The sequence below is a fragment of the Zhihengliuella sp. genome (genome assembly GCF_031178195.1).
Lineage (GTDB): Bacteria > Actinomycetota > Actinomycetes > Actinomycetales > Micrococcaceae > Zhihengliuella.
The window spans coordinates 120,730-142,446 of sequence record NZ_JAPSJL010000007.1; the positions used below are offsets into that span (position 1 = coordinate 120,730).

General features: G+C 72.4%; 20 protein-coding genes and 1 riboswitch. Of the genes, 6 read left to right on the top strand and 14 right to left on the bottom strand.

Annotated features, from left to right (window positions below):
* Positions 1–5: 5 nt before the first annotated feature.
* The 10 genes from RIN46_RS11060 to RIN46_RS11105 all read right to left on the bottom strand — a co-directional run bounded on the left by RIN46_RS11060 (position 6) and on the right by RIN46_RS11105 (position 11,503).
* The gene (locus tag RIN46_RS11060) at positions 6–1,856 is read right to left on the bottom strand and encodes an ABC transporter ATP-binding protein (protein WP_309081223.1); all 1,851 of its coding nucleotides are present in this window, start codon (positions 1,854–1,856) and stop codon (positions 6–8) included.
* 148 nt (positions 1,857–2,004) lie between these two features.
* Positions 2,005–4,359, bottom strand: coding sequence for an FdhF/YdeP family oxidoreductase (locus RIN46_RS11065; protein ID WP_309081224.1), 2,355 nt, complete (start codon positions 4,357–4,359; stop codon positions 2,005–2,007).
* Positions 4,360–4,374: 15 nt separating this feature from the next.
* Positions 4,375–5,214: a formate dehydrogenase accessory sulfurtransferase FdhD gene (gene fdhD, locus RIN46_RS11070; RefSeq protein WP_309081225.1), complete on the bottom strand. Its 840-nt coding sequence runs from the start codon at positions 5,212–5,214 to the stop codon at positions 4,375–4,377.
* 8 nt (positions 5,215–5,222) lie between these two features.
* On the bottom strand, positions 5,223–6,425 hold the full coding sequence (locus RIN46_RS11075; protein ID WP_309081226.1) for a molybdopterin molybdotransferase MoeA: 1,203 nt from the start codon (positions 6,423–6,425) through the stop codon (positions 5,223–5,225).
* Positions 6,415–6,723 carry a DUF6457 domain-containing protein gene (locus tag RIN46_RS11080; RefSeq protein ID WP_309081227.1) on the bottom strand — a complete coding sequence of 103 codons (309 nt, stop codon included), beginning with the start codon at positions 6,721–6,723 and terminating at the stop codon, positions 6,415–6,417. The genes RIN46_RS11075 and RIN46_RS11080 overlap by 11 nt, the downstream gene beginning before the upstream one ends.
* Before the next feature lie 34 nt (positions 6,724–6,757).
* Positions 6,758–7,510: an NTP transferase domain-containing protein gene (locus RIN46_RS11085; RefSeq protein ID WP_309081228.1), complete on the bottom strand. Its 753-nt coding sequence runs from the start codon at positions 7,508–7,510 to the stop codon at positions 6,758–6,760.
* A complete protein-coding gene (locus RIN46_RS11090) occupies positions 7,510–8,007 on the bottom strand; it encodes an HNH endonuclease (RefSeq protein WP_309081229.1) in 498 nt (165 codons plus the stop codon). The genes RIN46_RS11085 and RIN46_RS11090 overlap by 1 nt, the downstream gene beginning before the upstream one ends.
* A 302-nt stretch (positions 8,008–8,309) precedes the next feature.
* The gene (locus tag RIN46_RS11095) at positions 8,310–9,170 is read right to left on the bottom strand and encodes an NlpC/P60 family protein (RefSeq protein WP_309081230.1); all 861 of its coding nucleotides are present in this window, start codon (positions 9,168–9,170) and stop codon (positions 8,310–8,312) included.
* Positions 9,171–9,173: 3 nt separating this feature from the next.
* Positions 9,174–9,346, bottom strand: a riboswitch (cyclic di-AMP (ydaO/yuaA leader).
* A 146-nt stretch (positions 9,347–9,492) separates the two neighbouring features.
* Positions 9,493–10,434 (bottom strand): M23 family metallopeptidase, encoded by a 942-nt coding sequence (locus tag RIN46_RS11100; RefSeq protein ID WP_309081231.1) that lies wholly within the window; start codon positions 10,432–10,434, stop codon positions 9,493–9,495.
* A 358-nt stretch (positions 10,435–10,792) separates the two neighbouring features.
* Positions 10,793–11,503 carry a metal-dependent transcriptional regulator gene (locus tag RIN46_RS11105; RefSeq protein ID WP_309081232.1) on the bottom strand — a complete coding sequence of 237 codons (711 nt, stop codon included), beginning with the start codon at positions 11,501–11,503 and terminating at the stop codon, positions 10,793–10,795.
* A 212-nt stretch (positions 11,504–11,715) separates the two neighbouring features.
* On the opposite strand from RIN46_RS11105, the gene serC reads away from it, so the two are divergent.
* Positions 11,716–12,837 (top strand): phosphoserine transaminase, encoded by a 1,122-nt coding sequence (gene serC / locus RIN46_RS11110; RefSeq protein WP_309081233.1) that lies wholly within the window; start codon positions 11,716–11,718, stop codon positions 12,835–12,837.
* A gap of 146 nt (positions 12,838–12,983) precedes the next feature.
* Here serC and RIN46_RS11115 read toward each other — a convergent pair whose 3' ends face one another.
* Complete coding sequence (locus RIN46_RS11115; RefSeq protein ID WP_309081234.1) at positions 12,984–13,628, bottom strand: DUF3027 domain-containing protein; 645 nt, start codon at positions 13,626–13,628, stop codon at positions 12,984–12,986.
* A gap of 2 nt (positions 13,629–13,630) precedes the next feature.
* Positions 13,631–14,014 (bottom strand): cold shock domain-containing protein, encoded by a 384-nt coding sequence (locus tag RIN46_RS11120; protein ID WP_309081235.1) that lies wholly within the window; start codon positions 14,012–14,014, stop codon positions 13,631–13,633.
* Positions 14,015–14,240: 226 nt separating this feature from the next.
* On the opposite strand from RIN46_RS11120, the gene RIN46_RS11125 reads away from it, so the two are divergent.
* The 5 genes from RIN46_RS11125 to RIN46_RS11145 all read left to right on the top strand — a co-directional run bounded on the left by RIN46_RS11125 (position 14,241) and on the right by RIN46_RS11145 (position 18,366).
* Positions 14,241–14,513, top strand: coding sequence for a hypothetical protein (locus RIN46_RS11125; RefSeq protein WP_309081236.1), 273 nt, complete (start codon positions 14,241–14,243; stop codon positions 14,511–14,513).
* A 56-nt stretch (positions 14,514–14,569) separates the two neighbouring features.
* Positions 14,570–15,280 (top strand): response regulator transcription factor, encoded by a 711-nt coding sequence (locus RIN46_RS11130; protein ID WP_309081237.1) that lies wholly within the window; start codon positions 14,570–14,572, stop codon positions 15,278–15,280.
* 4 nt (positions 15,281–15,284) lie between these two features.
* Positions 15,285–16,895 (top strand): HAMP domain-containing sensor histidine kinase, encoded by a 1,611-nt coding sequence (locus RIN46_RS11135; protein WP_309081238.1) that lies wholly within the window; start codon positions 15,285–15,287, stop codon positions 16,893–16,895.
* A 152-nt stretch (positions 16,896–17,047) separates the two neighbouring features.
* Positions 17,048–17,338, top strand: coding sequence for a WXG100 family type VII secretion target (locus tag RIN46_RS11140; RefSeq protein WP_309081239.1), 291 nt, complete (start codon positions 17,048–17,050; stop codon positions 17,336–17,338).
* 56 nt (positions 17,339–17,394) lie between these two features.
* A complete protein-coding gene (locus tag RIN46_RS11145) occupies positions 17,395–18,366 on the top strand; it encodes a DUF4031 domain-containing protein (RefSeq protein ID WP_309081240.1) in 972 nt (323 codons plus the stop codon).
* A gap of 103 nt (positions 18,367–18,469) precedes the next feature.
* Here the strand turns inward: RIN46_RS11145 and groL are convergent, their stop codons facing one another.
* Together groL and RIN46_RS11155 are read right to left on the bottom strand one after the other, a co-directional pair.
* Positions 18,470–20,104 (bottom strand): chaperonin GroEL, encoded by a 1,635-nt coding sequence (gene groL / locus RIN46_RS11150; protein ID WP_309081241.1) that lies wholly within the window; start codon positions 20,102–20,104, stop codon positions 18,470–18,472.
* 331 nt (positions 20,105–20,435) lie between these two features.
* Positions 20,436–21,695 (bottom strand): FAD-binding protein, encoded by a 1,260-nt coding sequence (locus RIN46_RS11155; protein WP_309081242.1) that lies wholly within the window; start codon positions 21,693–21,695, stop codon positions 20,436–20,438.
* Positions 21,696–21,717: the final 22 nt, after the last annotated feature.

Consider the following 21,717-nt stretch of genomic DNA (forward strand, 5'->3'; position numbering starts at 1 on the left):
GCAGCTCAGGAGAACTGGGTGCGGTAGAGCTCCGCGTACCGTCCCTCGCGGGCGAGCAGCTCCGAGTGGGTCCCGCGCTCGATGATCGCCCCGTCCTCGAGCACCAGGATCTGGTCCGCCGAGCGGACGGTGGAGAGCCGGTGGGCGATGACGACGGCGGTGCGTCCCTCCAGCGCCTCGGAGAGCGCCGCCTGGACCGCCGCCTCGTTGGTGGAGTCCAGGGCGGCCGTCGCCTCATCGAGCACCACGACCCGTGGCGCGGCCAGCAGCAGCCGGGCGATGGTCATGCGCTGCCGCTCCCCGCCGGACAGGCGGTAGCCGCGCTCCCCCACCACGGTGTCCAGCCCGTCGGGCAGGCCGGCGATCACCGGCTGCAGCCGGGCTCGGCGCAGCGCCTCCCACAGCTGCTCGTCGGTGGCCTCGGGCGCCGCGAGCCGCAGATTGGCCGCGATGGTGTCGTGGAAGAGGTGCCCGTCCTGCGTCACCATGCCGATCGTGGCGCGCAGCGACGCGAACGTCACGTCCCGCAGATCGGTGCCGCCGATGCGCACCGCGCCGGAGTCGACGTCGTACAGGCGGGTCAGCAGCTGCGCGCAGGTCGACTTGCCGGCGCCCGACGAGCCGACGAGGGCGAACGTCTGCCCGGCCGGGACATGGAAGTCGATCCCGTGCAGGACCTCCTCGCCGCCGCGCCGGTCCAGCACGGCCACGTCCTCGAGGGAGGCGAGCGAGACCTGGTCGGCGCTCGGGTAGGCGAAGCGCACGTCGTCGAAGCGAACGTCGACGGGCCCGGCCGGCAGCTCGCCGGCGTCGGGCTTCTCGGCGATCATCGGCTCGAGGTCGAGGATCTCGAACACCCGGTCGAAGCTCACCAGCGCGCTCATGATCTCCACCCGCGCGTTGGCGAGCCCGGTGAGCGGGACGTACAGGCGGGTGAGCAGCAGCGCCAGGGTCACCACGTCGCCGGCCGCCAGGTCGCCGCGCAGCGCGTACAGGCCGCCGAGCCCGTAGACCAGGGCCAGCGCCAGGGCGGCCACGAGGGTCAGCGCCGCGACGAAGTAGTGCTGGCGCATCGAGGTCTTCACGCCGATATCCCGTACCCGGGAGGCCCGGGCCGCGAACTCCGCGGACTCGGCGTCGGGGCGGCCGAACAGCTTCACAAGCGTCGCTCCGGGCGCGCTGAAGCGCTCCGTCATCTGGGTGCCCATGTCGGCGTTGTGGTTGGCGGCCTCGCGGCGCAGCTCGGCGATGCTGCGGCCCATCCGCCGCGCCGGGATCAGGAAGACCGGGAGCATGACGATCGCCAGCAGGGTCACCTGCCAGGAGGTGGAGAACATGACGGCGGCCGTCAGGACCAGTGCGACGACGTTGCTCACCACGGACGAGAGCGTCCCGGCGAAGGCGGCCTGGGCGCCGATGACGTCGTTGTTCAGGCGGGAGACGAGCGCCCCCGTGCGGGTCCTCGTGAAGAACGCCACAGGCATGCGCTGGACGTGGTCGAACACGGCGGTGCGCAGATCGTAGATGACCTGCTCCCCGAGCGACGACGAGAGCCAGCGCGAGAGGATCGAGACGCCGGCCTCGGCGAGCGCCACGAGCGCGATCAACCCGGCCAGCGCCGCGATCGCGGAGAACGGGCCGCCCGCGACGATCGCGTCGATGACGCGCCCGGCGAGCACCGGCGTCGCGACGGCGAGCACGGCGGCGACGACCGAGACGACGATGAAGAGGACGAGCCGCGTGCCGTACTGCCGTGCGAACCCGAGGACCCGGCGCGGGGTCTGCGGGGAGATCGGGGACGACTTGTCCTTGGTCAGGCGGTAGAGGGTGCCGTACGCGGCGTGTTCCATGCTCACGGACGGCACACTACCGTGACGGTCCCCCGGAGTGGCGCGCGGGTCCCCCGCACCCGCGGGCGGCGCATCGGAGTCGTCGTCCGCGGGCCGGGAGGCCGAGGGGCCCGAGCGCAGCGCGCACGGGCCCCTCGGTCAGGATCGGGCGGGATCAGGAGGAGGCGTCCGCCTTCTCCGGGTCCAGCGCCGGGCTCGGCTGCCCCGTGGACGGCACGAAGCGGACCATCATCGCCTTGTAGCCGGGGGTGTTGGACTCGCGGGCGACCAGCTCGCGGTGCACCAGCGCGTTGGCCTCCGGGTAGTAGGCCGCGGCGCACCCGCGCGGCGTCGGGTAGGAGACCAGCCGGAACTGGTTCGCCCGGCGCTCCTCGCCGCCCTCGCGACCGCCCTTGAAGACGGAGATGACGTCGACCAGCTGGCGGTCCTCGAAGCCGAGCCGCTCCAGGTCCTCGGGGTTGACCAGGATGACGCGGCGGGCGTTCTTGATGCCCCGGTAGCGGTCGTCCAGCCCGTAGAACGTGGTGTTGAACTGGTCGTGGCTGCGCATCGTCTGCAGGACCAGGTGGTCCTCGGGCGCCTTGAGGTACTCGAGCGGGCTCACGCTGAAGAGGCCCTTGCCGGACTCCGTGGCGAAGGACCGCGTGTCGCGCGGCGGGTTGGGCAGCACGAAGCCGTTGCGGTGCTTGATGCGCCGGTTGAAGTCCTCGAAGCCCGGGATGACGTTCGCTATGTGGTCGCGGATGACGTCGTAGTCCTCCGCCATCGCGCGCCAGTCGACGGGATGGTCCGCTCCGAGCGTCGCCTCGGCCATGCGCGCGACGATCACGGGCTCGGCCAGGAGGTGCTCGGAGACGGGCGCCAGGCGGCCCTGCGTCGTCTTGATGGTGGACATCGAGTCCTCGACCGTGAGGAACTGCGCCCCGCCCGGGTGCTTGTCGTCCTTGTCGGTACGGCCGAGCGTCGGGAGGATGATGGACGTCTTCCCGTGCACCACGTGCGAGCGGTTGGGCTTGGTGGAGATGTGCACCGTCAGCCCGGCGCGCTGCATCGCGGCCTCGAGGGCGTCCGTGTCCGAGCCGGCGAGGGAGAAGTTGCCGCCCATCGACACGAAGACGTCGATGTCCCCGCGCTCGAAGGCCTCCTGCGTCGCCACGGAGTCGTACCCGTGCTCGCGCGGGCTCTGGATGCCGAACTCCGCGTCGAGCCGGTCCAGCCACGCGTCGGACATCCGCTCCCACACGCCCATGGTGCGGTCGCCCTGGACGTTCGAGTGGCCGCGCACGGGGCAGGCCCCGGCGCCCGGCTTGCCGAAGTTGCCCTGCAGGAGCAGGACGTTGATGATCTCCTTGATCGTGTTGACCGAGTGCGGCTGCTGAGTCAGGCCCAGCGCCCAGCAGATGATCGTGCCCTTGGACTTCGCCAGCATGTTCGCCAGCGCGGAGATCTCCAGGCGGGACAGGCCCGTGGCCTCCTCGGTGGCGTCCCAGTCGATCTCGGCCCGCGCCTGCCGGTACGCCTCGAAGCCGGCGGTGTTGCGCTCGACGAACTCGTGGTCGACGACGGTGCCCGGGGCGCGCTCCTCCTCCTGGAGCAGCAGGTGGCCCAGCGCCTGGAACAGGGCGAGGTCGCCACCGATCCGGATCTGCAGGAACTCGTCGGAGATCGTGTCGCCGCTCCCGAGCATCCCGCTGACGGACTGGGGGTCCTTGAAGGTGAAGAGTCCCGCCTCGGGCAGCGGGTTGACGGACACCACCTTCGCGCCCTTCTTCCGCGCCTCGGCGAGGGCGGAGAGCATGCGCGGGTGGTTCGTGCCCGGGTTCTGGCCGACCACCATGATGACGTCCGCGTGCTCGAAGTCGTCCAGCAGGACCGTGCCCTTGCCGATCCCGATGGTCGGCGCGAGGGCCGATCCGGAGGACTCGTGGCACATGTTGGAGCAGTCCGGCAGGTTGTTCGTGCCGATCGAGCGGGCGAACAGCTGGTACATGAACGCCGTCTCGTTCGCCGTGCGGCCGGACGTGTAGAACGCGCAGCGGTCCGGCGTCGTGGCGTTGATGTGCTGGGCGATGGTCTCGAAGGCGTCCGCCCAGGAGATCGGCGAGTAGTGGTCCTCTCCCTCGCGGATGATCACGGGCTGCGTGATGCGGCCCTGGCTGCCCAGCCAGTACTCGGTCTTGTCCCGTAGGTCGCTGATCGGGTGCTCGGCCCACCACTGCGGATCCACGGTGCGCAGGGTCGACTCCTCGGCGAGCGCCTTCGCCCCGTTCTCGCAGAACTCGGCCGGCTTCCGCCGGCCCGTCGTCTCCGGCCACGCGCAGCCCGGGCAGTCGACGCCGTTGCGCTGGTTGACGCGCGCCATCGAGCGCATGGTGCGCGTGACGCCTGCCTGTTCGATCCCGCGCTCCAGTGCCACCATGACGGCCTTCATGCCGGCTGCCGCCTTCTTGGGCGGCGTGACCTGAATGCTGCCCTCGTCGATGTCTTCCACTGGCGCTGGACGGTGCATTGCTCCTCCTCGGAGTCAGCTGGAGACCGGGATGACCCGATCCGGATGTGTGTATAGATTCACGCTACTCCCCCTGCTGAACGCCGCAAGGGTCACACCTTCTCGATCCGCGAGCTCGACGGCGAGCGAGGACGGGGCGCTCACCGCGGAGAGGACGGCGATGCCGGCCATGCGGGCCTTCTGGACCAGCTCGAACGAGGCTCTTCCGGAGACCTGGAGCACCACGTCGTGGAGGGGCAGACGCCCCTCGCGGAGGGCCCAGCCGATCACCTTGTCGACCGCATTGTGACGCCCGACGTCTTCGCGGATGCACAGCAGCTCGCCGTCCATCGTGAAGAGTCCGGCCGCGTGGACGCCGCCGGTCCGGGAGAACAGCTCCTGCTGCTCGCGCAGGGAGTCGGGCAGGGCCAGGAGCGTCGCGATGTCGATGCGGGCTCCGGGCATCGGGGATCCGGGCAGGCGGGCGGCCTTCGCCACCGCGTCGATCGACGCCGTGCCGCAGATGCCGCACGAGCTGGTGGTGTAGACGTGGCGTTCGAGCCCGGCGTCCGGCGGTACGGCCGTCGCCGAGAGCTGCGCCTCCACGACGTTGAACGTCTGCCGGCCGTCCTCGTCCTCGCCCGCGCAGAAGCGCATGCTGACGAGGTCCTCCTCCGCGCAGAGGACGCCCTCGCCTGTCAGGAAGCCGGCCACCAGGTCGAAGTCGTCCCCCGGGGTGCGCATGGTGACGCTGAAGGCCTTGTGGCCGAGCCGGATCTCGAGCGGCTCCTCCGCGGCGAGGGTCTCCTCGCGGCGGCGGCCGGGATCGTCGAGGAAGAGCCTCGTCACCCGGCGTCGTGCGATCTTGCGTGGCATGCGTCCTCCTAGCGTGTGCTCCACGGTAGCGGGAGGAACTCTACGGGGTCCCCGTCCTCGACGCCTCCCGGCGGGACGATCATGAGTGCATCGGCTCCGGCCAGCCCGCGCATCATTCCCGGGCCGGTGCGGTCGCAGGAGAGAAGTCGACCAGTCGCGTCGTCGGCCAGCGCCGCCGGGATGAGCCGGTGCCGGCCCGGCAACGGCGCGTGGGGCTCCGCAGCGGCGGCCCACCGCGGGGGCTCCTCGGGACGGCCCGTGGCACCGGCGAGGGCGGGGCCGGCGAGCGTGAGCAGGGCGGCGACGGCGGCGAGCGGGTTGCCTGGGAGGGCGACGAGCAGGGCGCCGTCGTTCCGGCGCGCCAGCACGGCCGGGTGCCCGGGGCGCATGTCGATCTGGTCGACGACGAGCTCGGCGCCCATGGCCTCGAGGGCCGCCCGGACATGGTCCGCCGCGGAGCGGCCGGTGCCGCCGGTGAGGATCACGACGTCGGCGTCCGCGGCGACCTCCTCGTCGGTGCGCCGGCGGTCGTCGCCGATCCGGACCACCTCCCGGACGTCGCCGCCGAGGCCGGCGACGGCGGCCGGCAGGAGCGGCTGGAAGGCGTCGCGGACGTAGCCGGGCTCCGGGATCCCCGCCTCGACCACCTCGTCGCCCGTCAGGACCAGTCGGACCCGGGGCGCGACGGCGGCGCGCACCGCGTCGATGCCGGCGACGGACGCGGCGGCCGCATGCGCCGGGGTGAGCCGGGTCCCGGCCGGGACGAGCAGGTCGCCGCGGGAGGCCTCGCGGCCGGCGGGGCGGATGTCGGCGCCGTCCGGGACCGCCTCCGTCGCCCGGAGCAACCCGTCTGCGGCCTCGCCGCGCTCGGAGCGGAGCACCGCCGTCGTGCCCGCAGGCAGCGGGGCGCCGGTGAGCACGGGGGCCGCGGTGCCGGTCTCCAGCGGCGTCGGCCGGCGCGGCGGTCCTCCGGGGACGAGGCGCCACGGCGGCGGTCCGGCGACCGCCCACCCGTCCATGGCGGACGAGACGAAGTGGGGGAGGTCCATCGGGGCGCGGACGTCCTCGGCGCAGACGCTGCCGACGCACTCGCGCACGGGGACCCACGTGCTGCGGGGCCGGCCGGATCGGGCGTCCCCGAGCGTCGCGGCGAGCTCCGTCCCCGCCCGGTAGGCGGCGGCGCGGGCCGCCGGCCAGGGGCTACCGCCCACGCGGCGCTTCGCTGTCCGGCCCGGCGTCGTCGGCGTCCCGGATCTCGGCCAGGAGCTGCCGCGCGACGAGGTCCGCCGCCGCGGCGGCCTTCTGCTCGCTGGCGGTCTGGTGCCCGGCGGCCAGGCCCGCCGCGAAACCGGCGATGTAGGTGGTCACGGGCGCGGCCGGCCGCGTGATCGTGTGGGCGGCCTCGCCGGCGAGCGACAGGATCCTGTCGATGTCCACGGGGGCGTCCGGGATGTCGTAGGCAGCCTGCAGCCGGTCGGCCCACTGCTCCAGTTCGGGGTGGTCACTCATGCGTTCCTCCTGCGGATCTCGGGAAGACGTTACCTCACGCGGACCCGCGCCCGATCCCGTTCGCCGCCGCGTCCTCCCATGTGTCGACGTCGTCGAAGAGCTGCGCGTCCGCGGTCCTCCAGCTGCGGACGACGACGCCGTCGGCCCGGGTGATCCGGCGCATCGGCGCGTCGGCCAGCCGGGCGGAGAGCGGGACCGCCGCCTCGGTTCCGGACGCCGGCACGGCCGCCGCCTCGAGCGCCCGGCGCAGGGAGTCGCTGCGCCACAGCGACGCCAGCGGCTGCTGCCGGCCCGACGCGTCGAGGGGCACGAGCGCGTCAGGACCCGGCGCGCCGGAGGCGTCGGCCGAGTGGCCGGCCGCGAGCAGGCCGGCCGCCTGACCGGCCAGTGCGGCGACGATGCCCTCCGGATGGATGTAGTCGACCGCGAGGAGCAGCGTCAGCGCCGGTCCGGGCAGCGCCGCGTCCGGTGCCGGGTCGGCCACCGGACCCGCGGCCGACTCCGCCGCCGCGACCCCGGCGGCGACGGCCGCCAGCGGGCCGGCGAAGGGCGGCTCCTCCCGCGTGAGGCGCACGTGGGATCCGTGCGGGCACGCGGCGAGGGCGGGCTGCAGCGCGTCCGGCCCGACGACGACGACGCGCGCGTGGGGCAGATGGCCCGCCAGGGCGCCGAGGGCGTTCGAGAGGAGCGTGGCGCCGTCGTGCACGAGGAGCGCCTTCCAGGCGCCGCCGAGGCGGCTGCCGCGGCCGCCGGCGAGCAGGACGACGGACTCGATCCACGGCCGCACTAGGCGGCCGCGCTCTGCAGGAACGGGTCCCAGGCCTCCACGGGCCGGTCGAGGTCGCGGATGTAGCAGGCCGGGCCGCGCGGTGCGGTCGGCCGGGTCTTGAGCTTCCAGCCCAGCTGGGACAGCGTGCGGTTGCCCTTCCGGCCGTTGCAGTCCAGGCAGCACGCGACGAGATTCTCCCAGCTGTCCGCGCCGCCGAGCGACCGGGGGTGGATGTGATCCACCGTGGCGGCGTTGCGGCCGCAGTAGGCGCAACGGTAGCCGTCCCGGCGCAGGACGCCGCGCCGCGTCACGGTGGCGGGACCGCGGTAGGGGATCTTGATGTAGCGGTGCAGGAGGATGACCGACGGCCGGCTGACCACCTCGTTGGGGCCGACGACCGGCGAGGGGTCCTCGGCGAGGATGCTCGCTTTGCCGGTCAGCACCAGCAGCAACGCGCGGCGGAACGTCACGACCGCGAGCGGCTCGTATCCTGCATTCAGTACTAGCGTGCGCATACGCGTTCCTTACGTCCGAACGCCTTGCGGGAGGGGCCGCGGCCCCTCCGGCGGCGTGTCACGTGTTTCTTCGCCTCTTCAGGGTAACCGGATTCCCCGCCGTAGGACGTGTCGGGCGTCACAGGGGCGGGTCGTGCCACCGGCCCGTCGCGCATCGTTCATCCCCTCGATGCTGCGCCGACGTCGCCGCGTCGCCTGCGCGGGGAGGCGGGTCACACGGTGGCGGCCGGCCGGCACGTCCGGGAAAGCACAGGAGCCCATCCGCATGCGCGGATGGGCTCCTGTGACAGGGCTTGCGGGCTCTAGCGGGCCAGCGTGTAGTAGCCGTAGAGCGGGCCGTACGGGCTGTCGGCCGGGCGGATGACCGTGCCGACGGACGGGTTCTGCGCACCGACGATCTTGCCGCCGCCGAGGTAGATGCCGACGTGGCCGCCACCGTTCTGGAACACCAGGTCGCCCGGCTTCGGGTTGCTGGTGCGGACGAACTGGCCGGAGCTCAGCAGCGCGGAGGTGCCGCGGGCGACGTCGATGCCGTGCTGGGCGTAGACGTACTTGATGAAGCCGGAGCAGTCCCAGCCGGCCGGGGTGTTGCCGCCCCAGACGTAGGGGGCGCCGACGTACTGGGCGGCCGTGGCGGCGATGCCGGAGAGGCCGGCGCTCGGAGCGGACTCGGCGACCTCGGCCTTCGGCTCGGCTGCCGGCTCAGCGGCGGCCTGCTGCTGGGAGCCGACGTTCTGACGCGTGGTCGCGGCGTAGCGGGCGTCGTCGTCCGAGGACTCGGAGGAGGCGGTCTGGGCCGGCGTCTCCTCGACGGTCTCGGCGGTGGCGACGACCACGGGCTCCGGCTCGGGGGCCGGTGCGGACTCGACGAAGGCGCGCTCGACCTCGAAGTCCTCGACGGCCTTGGCGGAGACGGTCACGGCGGAGACCGCGGTGCGCTCGACCGGGAGGGCCTCGACCGGGGCACTGGCGGCCTCACGGGTGGTCTGGTTGGCCTGGGCCGGGACGCCGACGGTCAGGACGAGACCGGAGGCGGCTGCGATGACGGCGGCCTGGCGGCCGACGGAGCCGGCGTTGGACGCGACGGCCTTCGACAGGCCTTCGAGCGGGTTGCTGCGAACGGGAGCCGCGCGGTGGCGACCCAGAGCTTGACGCTTGGACAAAGTTGTACCTCTCCCTATGCCTACGAGGTGAGCTGTCGGGTTCGAGTGGGAGTCACTCGGCGTCGATCGAGAGTCTCGATCCACGCTTAACCCCAAGGGCCTCTCGGCCCCGGGAGCCGTTTCCGGCTCCGGTTTGGTTCCCCCGCCACTGCCATGCGGTTAGATACGAACGGACCTCGGTCGGTGGCAGTGCTTGGCACTCCGTCCGAGGGTGTTGAGCCCGCGGGAGGCTCAGCACTTGATCAAAGTTATCGGAATCCAGACCGAATGTCACGTTAAGGTCACGGGAGTGTCTAGATTCGGTCTCGATTTGCGAGGAAGCTTACAGCCAGCCGGCCGGGTCCACCGCGGTGCCGTCGACGAGCACCTCGAAGTGGAGGTGGCATCCGGTCGAGTTCCCGGTGGTGCCGCTGAGCGAGACCACGTCGCCGCGGTCCACCTTCTGGCCCACCGCCACCTTCAACGACGAGTTGTGGTTGTACGTGGTCTCCAGGCCGTTGCCGTGGTCGATCCGCACCCGGTTCCCGGAGTGACCGGCATAGCCGGCCTGCACCACGGTCCCCGAGGCAGCGGCCTTCACGGGCGTGCCGCAGGCCGCACCGTAGTCCTGGCCGATGTGGTTGACGGTGCCGCCACCGCCCCAGGGGTCCGCGCGCAGTCCGAAGCGGGACGTGATCCGGACCTGGTCCAGCGGCTGAGCCAGCACTCCGCCGGTCTCGACGCGGGTCACGTCGCCGCCCGAGGCGGCCATGATCTGGTCGAGCCGGTCGTCCTCCGTGAACGAGGCCTGGATCGAGGCCATCTCCAGCTCGTACGGCGCGTCCGCGGCGACGACGACGTCCTCGACCTCGGCGGCCCCGGCCGGGCTCCCGGCGACCTCGATCCCGGCGTCCTGCGCCTCGCTCGAGATCTGCGGCCACGCCGCGGTGAGCGCGATGCCGGAGACTGCGGCGGCGGCGGCGAACTTGTGGCTCAGGGCCACGCCCCGGCGGGCCGGTGCGGCGACCGGGCGGTCGATCCGGTGCGCCGCCAGGTCGACGACGTCGCCAGCGGCGGCCTCGCGTCCGGCCAGGAGCGCCGCGAGCTCGTCCGTCGTCGCCGCGCTGTAGCGCAGGTCACGGGCGTAGCGCCGGCCGATGTAGTCCGCCTCGGCGGGGGCCGCGCAGGCGGTCTCCTGCTGGAGCAGACGGCGCCGCTCGGATCCACGGGGACGACGCAGCGGCTGCTCGGATGCGGCGGGCGCGTCCTCGACGGGTTCGTTCACCGCATCAAGCGAGGCGGTCACGGGGCCGCGTGTCGTCTGCGTAGTCAATGTCAAAGTACCTCTCGCTGCACTGGCGGAGTCGTCCCGGGGCACGGGCGCGAGGGCGCAGCGGTATCCCGGGGACGTAGGTGGCTGACCCGGTGGATGGCCGCGCTGGGACGCGCGGATCCGGGAGAGAACAGCTTCCCCGCCCTGCCTGTCGTGTGGGTTTGGGTGACCCGCTGGCAGGTGGATGCAGAAGCGAGTCGTGGTGTCAGAAATCGTTCTGAGCCTCTACGAGACTACAGGAGGGCGCCGACAGTTACAATTTCGTTATCTAATCTTGTGGATAACCTCGTCTGAAGGACTGCCTTCGTTATCAGGCCTGCGGCGCCACGGCACGGGACTCCACGAAGACGTGGGCGCTGACCTCGTGGGGCAGCTCGAGGGCGCCCTCGATCCCCTCCACCCGGACCACCACGTACTCCCCCGCGCGCTCCAGGGTCACGCTCGCCCCGGGCCGGATGCCGCCGTCGTTCAGCTGCGCCAGGAGCACGGGATCCACCTGGATGGTCTCGGCCAGCCGGAGGATGCGGACGGGGCCGGCCTCGCCACCCTCCAGGGCCGTGTCGAGGTTCTGCACTCCGACCGTGAAGTCGCCGGCCTCGGGCCCGCCCAGGGCGTCCAGACCGGGGATCGGGTTCCCATAGGGCGACTCGGAGGGCTGGCCGAGCAGTTCATAGAGCCGGCGCTCGACGCGCTCGCTCATGACGTGCTCCCAGCGGCAGGCCTCGTCGTGCACGTACTCCCAGTCGAGTCCGATCACGTCGGAGAGCAGACGCTCGGCGAGGCGGTGCTTGCGCATCACCTCGGTGGCGAGCTGGCGTCCGGCGGGCGTGAGCTCCAGATGCCGGTCCTCGGAGACGATCAGGAGCCCGTCGCGCTCCATGCGGGCCACCGTCTGGGAGACCGTCGGCCCCGAGTGCCCCAGCCGCTCCGCGATGCGGGCTCGCAGCGGGACGATCCGCTCCTCCTCCAGTTCGAGGACGGTGCGGAGGTACATCTCGGTGGTATCGATCAGATCAGTCACGTCGGTGGGTCTCCCAGAGCAGGCGTGGACAGGGCGGCAGCATCAGCCACTCTACCGCGCGTTAATAATCGCGGTCCGGTTCCGGCAAACCTCGTGACCTGCGCGATTATGGAGGGGTGCGGACCGCCGCGTCGGCCATCCGCCCGGGCCATGCCCGCATCCGACGCGCCCGCATTCCGCACATCCCGGCGTACCCGACGGCAGGAGCCACCGTGAGCGAAACTCTGACCATCCCCTCCAACCTCCTCCCCGCGGACGGCCGCTTCGGCGCCGGCCCCTCCAAGGTTCGGCCGGCGCAGCTCGATGCACTGCTGGCCGCCGGCTCCTCGGTGCTGGGGACCTCGCACCGCCAGGCCCCGGTCAAGAACCTGGTCAAGTCGGTGCAGGAGGGGCTGCTCGAGTTCTTCCGGGCCCCCGACGGCTACCAGGTGGTCCTCGGCGTCGGGGGCTCCACCGCCTTCTGGGACGTCGCGGCGTTCGGGCTGGTGGAGCAGCGCGCCCAGCACCTCTCCTTCGGGGAGTTCGGCTCCAAGTTCGCCAAGGCGACGGACAACGCTCCGTTCCTGCAGCCGTCCTCCATCATCGCGTCCGAGCCCGGCACCCGCCCGGAGCCGCGGGCCGAGGCGGGCGTCGACGTCTACGCGTGGCCGCAGAACGAGACCTCCACCGGGGTCGCCGCCCCGGTCCGCCGCGTCGCCGGTGCCGACGAGGGCTCGCTGGTGGTCGTCGACGCGACCTCGGCCGCCGGCGGCCTCGCCGTCGACGTCGCCGAGACGGACGTCTACTACTTCGCGCCGCAGAAGAACTTCGCGTCCGACGGCGGCCTGTGGCTCGGGCTCTTCTCGCCGGCCGCGCTGGAGCGCGCCGGGCGCATCGCCGCAAGCGACCGCTGGACCCCCGACTTCCTGAACCTGCAGACCGCGATCGAGAACTCGGCGAAGAACCAGACCTACAACACCCCGAGCCTGTCCACCCTGGTCACGCTGGACGCGCAGGTCCAGTGGCTCAACGCCAACGGCGGCCTCGACTGGGCGGCCGCCCGGACCGCCGACTCGGCCTCCCGCGTCTACGAGTGGGCCGAGGCCTCCGCCGTGGCGACCCCGTACGTGGTTCGCCCCGAGGACCGCTCGAACGTCATCGCAACCGTCGACTTCGACGCATCGGTCGACGCGGCCGCGGTCTCGAAGGTGCTCCGCGCCAACGGCATCGTCGACACCGAGCCGTACCGCAAGCTCGGCCGGAACCAGCTCCGGATCGCCACGTTCGTGGCGATCGAGCCGGACGACGTCACCGCGCTGACGCGCTGCATCGACTACGTGCTCGAGAACCTCTAGCCCGCCGGCCGCCCGCTCCGGCGGAGACGCGGACGGGCCCTCGGTGCCCGCTTGGATCCAAGCGGGCACCGAGGGCCCCTTCTGCTGTGTGGAGCCTCGCGTGTTCCGGCCGACGTCGGTCGGGGATGCGCGCGGCGGGCCGTCGACTAACCGCGTGTGGCGCGCCGTGCGCGACGACGGCGGCGGGGCCTGCGGGGCTGCGCCGGATCCGCGTCGTCCTCCGGATCGCTCTCGCCGTCCGCCCCCGGCGTGGAGGCGTCCGGCCCGGAGTCGTCGGTCGGTTCGGAATCGTCCCCGCGGTGGCCTGCGTCGTCGTCGGCGTCCGTGGACTCCGGTGCCTCCGCCGCGGCCCCGCCGGTGCCGCCGTCCTCCGGCGATCCACCGGAGGGCGCCGTCACCGGGGTCTGCTCGGTGTCCTCGCCACCGGAGGCGCCGTTCGCCGCGGCCTCGGCCGCCTCGGCGAGCCGCTCGGCCTCGAGCTCCTCCGGTGCCACGCGCTCGGCCCAGGGGACCCAGGCCGGTGGCAGGAGGGCGCCGTCGCCGGGGAGCAGCCCCGAGTCGCACACGGTCGCGACCTTCATGCGCGGCCCGCGCGCCAGCGTGACGTACCACTGCCAGCCGCCGTAGCCCGGAACCCGCGCCTCGAACCGGTGCATGACCAGTCGTTCACCCTCGGCCGAGGCCAGGACGTGCTCGCCGATCTGGTCCTGCGGGACGAGCTCGGTCAGAGCCGCACGGGCGGACTCCGCCTGCGCGGCCAGCACGGCGTCGAGCTTCGGAGTCCGTGCCACGCTCAGGCGTCCAGCTCGTCGGCGACGGCCCGGAGGACGGCGGCGATCTTGGCGCCCTGCCGGCTGTCCGGGTAGCGACCCTTGCGCAGCCCGTTCGAGATGCCGTCGAGCAGACGGATCACGTCCTCGACGATGGCCGCTGTGTCCTCGGCCGGCTTGCGGCGGGCGCGCGCCACCGACGGCGCGTTGTCCAGCACGCGGACCGCGAGCGCCTGGGCGCCACGGCGGCCCTCGGCGATGCCGAACTCCAGCCGGGTCCCGGCCCGCAGCGTGTCCACGCCGCTGGGCAGTGCCGACTTGGGCAGGTAGACCTCCTGCCCGTCTTCCGCCACCACGAAGCCGAATCCCTTGGAGGCCTCGTACCACTTCACCTTGCCTACAGGCACTGTCTCTTCCCTCGTTCTTGCGTCGTGCGCGGGGCGCGGTGCTCGGCGCCGCCTGCGCAGTGGATTCCCAGCGGCGCCTGCGCTCGTCGTTTCGGTCGCGGCGTCCTCGCTGGGGAAGTCTGTATCTCTAGGGTACGTCACCGGCGGCCGTGGCCGGAGCTGGCGGCGGGACGAGGCGACCTGCACGGCTTTTGGACCCGGCCCGGCAGGCCCCTACCTTTAACCCGTGAACACACCGGATTCCCCGCACCCCGTCTCCCCGGCCCCGGGAGCGCCGACGCAGCGGCCGCGGGCCGCCGCCCCCCTCATGCGCGCCGCCGTGGCGGTCGCCGCCGTCTCCCTGATCTGCCTGGCGGTCATCCTCGTCGGCTACGCGGCCGGTGCCGACGTCTGGCCGGGCTTCTTCGCCGTGGGCCTGTACGGTCTGCCGGCGGCGTTCGCCCTGTTGGTTGCCAGCCTGCTCGTCAGCTGGAGCCGACGCCGCCGGCAGCACGACTGACGCGCTTCACATCCAACGTCCAGTCAACTCCCAGAAAGAGCTCCCACACTGGGAGCATGAGTGAGAAGAGCGCTGAGGCACGCCTCCTGGTTGTTGATGATGAGCCGAACATCCGCGAACTCCTCGCGACGTCCCTGCGCTTCGCGGGATTCGAGGTCTTCGCCGCCGCGAACGGACGGGAGGCGCTCGAGCTCGCGGAGTCGGAGCAGCCCGACCTCGCCGTGCTGGACGTGATGCTCCCCGACATGGACGGGTTCACGGTGACCCGCAAGCTGCGCGCCGCGGGTCGGCACTTCCCCGTCCTGTTCCTGACCGCGCGGGACGACACCGAGGACAAGGTCACGGGCCTGACGGTGGGCGGCGACGACTACGTCACCAAGCCGTTCAGCCTCGACGAGGTCGTGGCCCGTATCCGCGCGGTGCTCCGCCGCTCCCACCCCTTCGAGGACGAGGGCGCCGTCATCCGGGTCGATGATCTCGAGCTCGACGACGACGCGCACGAGGTCCGCCGCGCCGGCGTCGTCGTGGATCTGTCCCCCACCGAGTTCAAGCTCCTGCGCTACCTGATGATGAATCCGAACCGGGTGCTGTCCAAGGCGCAGATCCTGGACCATGTGTGGGAGTACGACTTCAACGGCGACGCCTCGATCGTCGAGTCCTACATCTCCTACCTCCGCCGCAAGATCGACGCCCAGGAGGACTGGACCCCGATGATCCAGACCAAGCGCGGCGTCGGCTACGTGCTGCGCTCCGCCGACCGCCGCTGACCCCTTGCGCTCGGCTACCCGCTTCCTGCGGCAGGTCTCGCTGCGGTCCAAGCTCGTGGCGCTCATGGCGCTGCTGATGACCGTCGGCGTCATCGCCACCACCTTCACGGCGTCCTTCTCCCTGCGCCTGACGATGGTGGACCAGATGGACCAGGACCTGGCGAGCTACTCGAGCCCCATGGCGAACATCCTGTATGCGGTGTACCAGGAGGAGTCGAGCCAGGACACGTCGCCGTCGTCCCCGTACCGCATGTGGGCGAACCTGGAGCTCACCCGCTTCCACGCCACCCTGCGCAACGCGGACGGCGAGGTGCTCGCGGAGCTGCCCGGCGTCGAGGGCGACGACGAGCCCGTGATCGACCCGGTCGACGTCGAACGGGTCAAGGAGGTCCACGACCTCGCCTTCACCGCGCCGGGCGTCCTGCCGGACTCCGAGGGCTGGCGGTACCGGATGATCGACATGGCCAACGGCGCCGGCTACATCACCATCGCGCTGCCGCTGAGCGACGTCGAGCACACGGTCTCCGACGCGGCCGGATCGATGGTGACCTCGGGCATGCTGGCCACCCTGCTGATGTCGCTCGTGGCCTACGCGGCGACGAGCCGGGCGTTCCGCCCGCTGGTGCGCGTCGAGCGCACGGCCGCGGCGATCGCCGCTGGCGACCTCTCGCGGCGCGTCGAGGAGACCTCGCACGACACCGAGGTCGGACGGCTCTCGCGCGCCCTCAACGCGATGCTCGCCCACATCGAGCATGCGTTCCGCGCCCAGGAGGCCTCGGAGCGGAAGATGCGCCGGTTCGTCCAGGACGCCTCCCACGAGCTGCGCACGCCTCTGGTCACGATCCGCGGCTACTCCGAGCTCTACCGGCACGGCGGCATCCGCGAACCCGAGCAGCTCGACTCCGCCATGGGCCGGATCGAGGGCGAGGCGAAGCGCATGGGCCAGCTCGTCGAGGATCTGCTCACGCTCGCGCGCCTGGACGAGCAGCGCGCGCTCGAGCGGGTGCCCCTGGACCTGCTGCTCCTGGGCAGCGACGCGGTCGAGGACGCCCGCGTCAACGCCCCCGACCGCACGGTCCGGCTCGTGGGGCTCGAAGGCGGTCCCGCCCTCCCCGCTCCCACGAGCGGCGACGAGTCCCGGCTCCGGCAGGTCGTGGTGAACCTCATGACCAACGCGCTGCGCTACACGCCCGAGGGCACGCCGATCGAGATCGCGGTCGGGACGATGCCCGTCATCGACGGCCGCTCCGACTCCGTGCTCGAGATCCGCGACCACGGGCCCGGCATCTCCGAGGAGGACGCGGCCCGCGTCTTCGAGCGCTTCTACCGCGCCGACACCTCGCGGCACCGCGAGACCGGCGGCACCGGTCTGGGTCTGGCGATCGTCGCCGCGATCGTCGCCCAGCACGACGGCTCGGTCCGGCTCTCGGAGACGCCCGGCGGCGGTGCCACGCTGTCCATCCACCTGCCGTACGAGCCCATGCCCGACTCCGTCGGCGAGGAGCACGCCGAGGATCAGCACGAGCTGGATCCGCCCCAGCCCGAGGGCGGCGGCGGGGGCGGCCGGCGTGCCGCCCGCGGCGGCGACGGCACTCGTCCTCCACAGGCGTCCTGACCGGCCCCGCTGCCCACACCGTCCCGGGCCCCACCCCGGGTGCCCCACCGCCCTCCGTAGCCTCGGGATGTGGGGCATCCGCCCCGCCGCGGCCCCGCGGTCGCGACGAGGACCGGCCCGGTGGAGGGCCGGAGCAGTGGAAGGGAAGTGCCATGAGCACGTTTGCAGCGAATACGGCCGAGATGCGCACCAAGGCCGCGGCGGTCCAGGCGACGGTCGAGCGGCTCCGCGCGGAGATCACGAGCATGACGGCGAACCTGCGCGAGCTCGAGGGGACCTGGCAGGGCGCCGCGGCCACGAACTTCCAGTCGGTCGTCGCCGACTGGCACGGCACGCAGGTGCGGGTCGAGGAATCGCTCGCGTCCATCAACGGGGCGCTGGCCCGGGCCTCGCAGCAGTACGACGACGTCGAGTCGGCCAACGCGAGGCTGTTCACCTACTAGGCGCATGCAGCCCCCGCCCGGGGTCCGGGTGGCGGCCCCGGCGTACTCTGGGTGGCGTGGCCCTCTATATCGATCCGCCGGCGTGGCCGGCGCACGGCACCCTGTTCTCGCACCTCGTCTCGGATGCGTCCGTCGAGGAGCTCCAGGCCTTCGCCGAGCGTGCCGGGCTGCCGCCGCGGGCCTTCGACCGGGACCACTACGACGTCCCGGAGCGCCGCTACGCGCAGCTGGTCGCGCTCGGAGCCATCCCGGTCTCCGGCCGGGAGCTGGCCCGGCGGCTCATCCGCTCGGGCGTCCGGGTCCCCGCCCGGCAGCGGGACGAGAAACTCGACGGCGTCCTGCGCCGACGCTGGGATGCACTGGGCCTGGGCGGTCCGGGTCGCGACCGCTCGGCTCACCGCTCGGTCGCCGTGCGCGACGAGCTCCTGCGCCGGTGGTCCGAGCCGCACCGGCACTACCACGGGCGCTCCCACCTGCTCGCGGTCCTGACCGCACTCGACACCCTGGCGGCGGCCGACGGGACGACGGACCGGACGTTCCTCCTGCACGTCCGCCTGGCCGCCTGGTTCCACGACGCCGTGTACGACGGCGTGCCCGGGCAGGACGAGGAGGCCTCCGCCGCGCTGGCTGTGTCCCGGCTGCCGGGTCTCAGCCCGGCCGTGGACGCCGCGGAGGTCGCCCGACTGGTCCGGACCACGGCCCGGCACGCGCCCGCGGCCGACGACGCGGCCGGCCGCCTGCTCTGCGATGCGGATCTGGAGGTCCTCGCCCGGCCCTGGGCCGAGTACCAGCGGTACACGGCCCAGGTCCGGCGGGACTACGCCCACGTCGCCGACCCCGACTTCGCCGTGGGCCGGGCCGCGGTCCTCCGCGGCCTGCTGGGCCGGGACCCGCTGTTCGGGACGGCGGCCGGCCGGCGCCTCTGGGAGTCCGCGGCCCGAACGAACCTCCTCCGGGAGCTCGCCGCGCTCGGGTCGGCGGGGCCCGAGGGGACAGCCGGCCCACCGCCCGAGACGACGCCCGGTTAAACGACGGCGGGGCCGCACACTCCTGGGAGTGTGCGGCCCTGCCGTTCTTCCGACGGTCCAGGCGGCGCCCCGTGGGGCGATCGTCCTGGATCGGCCCGGGGGCTTAGAAGCCGCCCATGCCGCCCATGCCGCCCATGTCGTCGCCACCGCCGGCCGGGGCGTTCGCCTCCGGCTTGTCGGCCACGACGGCCTCGGTGGTGAGGAACAGACCGGCGATCGAGGCAGCGTTCTGCAGCGCGGAGCGCGTGACCTTCACCGGATCGTTGACGCCGGCGGCCAGCAGGTCCTCGTACGCACCGGTGGCGGCGTTGAGGCCGTGGCCGGACTCGAGGCCCTTGACCTTGTCGGCGACGACACCCGGCTCGAGACCGGCGTTGAAGGCGATCTGCTTCAGCGGGGCCTCGATGGCGACCTTCACGATGTTCGCGCCGGTGGCCTCGTCGCCCTCGAGGGCGAGCTTGCCGAAGGCACGCTCGCCGGCCTGGATGAGGGCGACGCCGCCGCCGGCGACGATGCCCTCCTCGACGGCCGCCTTCGCGTTGCGCACGGCGTCCTCGATGCGGTGCTTGCGCTCCTTGAGCTCGACCTCCGTGGCGGCACCGGCCTTGATGACGGCCACGCCGCCGGCCAGCTTCGCGAGGCGCTCCTGGAGCTTCTCGCGATCGTAGTCGGAGTCGGTGTTGGCGATCTCGGCACGGATCTGCTTGACCCGGCCGGCGATCTCCTCGGCGGAGCCGGCGCCCTCGACGATGGTGGTCTCGTCCTTGGTGATGACGACCTTGCGGGCCTGGCCCAGCATGTCCAGCTCGGCCTTGTCCAGGGACAGGCCGACCTCCTCGGAGATGACCTGGCCACCGGTGAGGATGGCGATGTCGGCGAGCATGGCCTTGCGGCGGTCGCCGAAGCCCGGGGCCTTCACGGCGACGGACTTGAAGCGGCCCTGGATCTTGTTCAGGACCAGCGTGGCCAGGGCCTCGCCCTCGACGTCCTCGGCGATGATCATCAGCGGCTTGCCCGACTGCATGACCTTCTCCAGGATGCCCACCATGTCCTTGATGGTGGAGATCTTGGAGTTCACGATGAGGATGTACGGGTCCTCCAGCACGGTCTCCTGGCGCTCGGCGTCGGAGACGAAGTAGGCGGAGATGTAGCCCTTGTCGAAGCGCATGCCCTCGGTGAGCTCGAGGTCCAGGCCGAAGGTGTTGGACTCCTCGACCGTGATGACGCCTTCCTTGCCGACCTTGTCCAGGGCCTCGGCGATCAGCTCGCCGATCTGGGTGTCGCCGGCCGAGATGGAGGCGGTGGCAGCGATCTGCTCCTTGGTCTCGATCTCCTTGGCGGAGCCGATGAGCTCGGCGGTGACGGCCTCGACGGCCTTCTCGATGCCCCGCTTGAGCGAGAGCGGGTCGGCGCCGGCGGCGACGTTGCGCAGGCCCTCCTTGACGAGTGCCTGGGCGAGCACGGTGGCGGTGGTGGTGCCGTCGCCGGCGACGTCGTCGGTCTTCTTGGCGACTTCCTTGACCAGCTCGGCGCCGATCTTCTCGTACGGCTCGTCGAGCTCGATCTCCTTGGCGATGGAGACGCCGTCGTTGGTGATCGTGGGGGCGCCCCACTTCTTCTCGAGGACGACGTTGCGGCCGCGCGGGCCCAGCGTCACCTTCACGGCGTCGGCAAGGGTGTTCAGTCCGCGCTCGAGGCCGCGGCGAGCTTCCTCGTCAAATGCAATCATCTTGGCCATGGTTGCGTGTGGTCCTTCCGGGACATTCATGCGATGGAAGTGGAGTGACGGCAACGCCCGCGACGGACGAGCCTCCACGGCGGCGTCGTTCGGAAACGCCTCCGCGAGCACCCTCGCTACCTCAATCCACGAATCACCGGCCACCCCGCGCCGTCGGCACCCGAGGGTGCGTCTAGCAGTCGGGGCGTCCGAGTGCTAACCCAATTATTGGCACTCTCCGTCCGAGAGTGCAAGTACGACGGCGGGGCCGCCGCCGCGGGCCGGGAGAACGGGCGCCGGACGCGGAGCGCCGGGGTTCGCCGACTGCTCCGCCGAAGGGCGGCACGCCCCGCTAGAGTCCCAGCCGTCGCAGGAAGTCGTTGACGAAACGCCCCTGCGGATCGTGCCGGCGCTGCAGCGCGACGAAATCGTCCCAGCGGTCGTAGGCCCCCGTGACGTCGGCGGGATCCAGACGCCAGAGCTTGCCCCAGTGGGCCCGCACGCCCTCACCGAACGCCGCCTCGAGCTCCGGCAGGACGGCCTCCACCGCCGGCTGGTCCGGCGTCCAGGTGAAGTGGAAGGCGACGACGTCCTGCCGGTACGCGGGGCTGAGCCACAGGTCGTCGGCCCGCACGGTGCGGAGCTCCGAGGCCTGCACGAGCGGCGCCAGGCGCGGCCCGAGCGCCTGCACCCGCCTGATCGCGGCCCGCGCCTCCTGGCGGGGAAGGAAGTACTCGGACTGCAGCTCGTCGCCGCTCGAGGGCGTGAACGCGAGACGGAAGTGCGGCAGCCGGTCGGACCAGAGGCCGGGCACGCCGAGCTGCTCCGTGCTCGCCCGGGTGTCGCCGCCGGGCAACGGGTGCCGCGGCCCGGCGGCGGGGAGGGCGCCCAGGCCACCGAGGACCGCCGCCGCCTCGCCGGCCGCTGCATCGGCCCGGTGCTTGACCCAGATCTGGTCGACGCCCCCGGGCTCGCCCCAGGAGGTGAACAGCGAGACGCTGGTCCCGCACCCGGTGATGGCGTCGAAGTGCTCCACCACCGTGTCCCAGTCGAGCCGTCCGAACACCGTCTGGGCGACCTGGTAGGCCGGTTCGACATCGAGCTCGACGCGGACGACCACCCCGAGCGCGCCGAGGTGCACCACGGCGCCCGCGAAGTCGTCGTCGCCCCGCCGGTAGGTCCGTTCGGTGCCGTCGGGCGTGAGGAAGGTCAGGGCGCGGACGGAGGTGGCCAGGGATCCGAGCCGGTCCCCCGATCCGTGCGTGCCCGTGGCGATCGCGCCGGCCACGGAGATGTGCGGCAGGGACGCCAGGTTGGCCAGGGCCAGCCCGTGCCGTCCGAGCTCGACGGCGAGGTCGCCGTAGCGGACACCGCCCCCGAGGGAGACGGACCGCCGGTCGGCGGCGACCTCGACGTGCGCCGGGAGGCGGTCGGCCGAGATCAGCGTGCCCGTGGTGTCGGTGATGGTGTTGAAGGAGTGGCGGCTGCCCGCCACCCGGACCTCTCCCCCGCCGGCGAGCGCCGCGGCGAGGCCGTCGGGGCCCTCGGGCCGGAGGATCCGCCGGGCGCGGTAGGACAGGTTCCGGGCCCAGTTCGTCTCGGTCGGCTGCATCTGCTTCCTCTCCCGGTCCGTC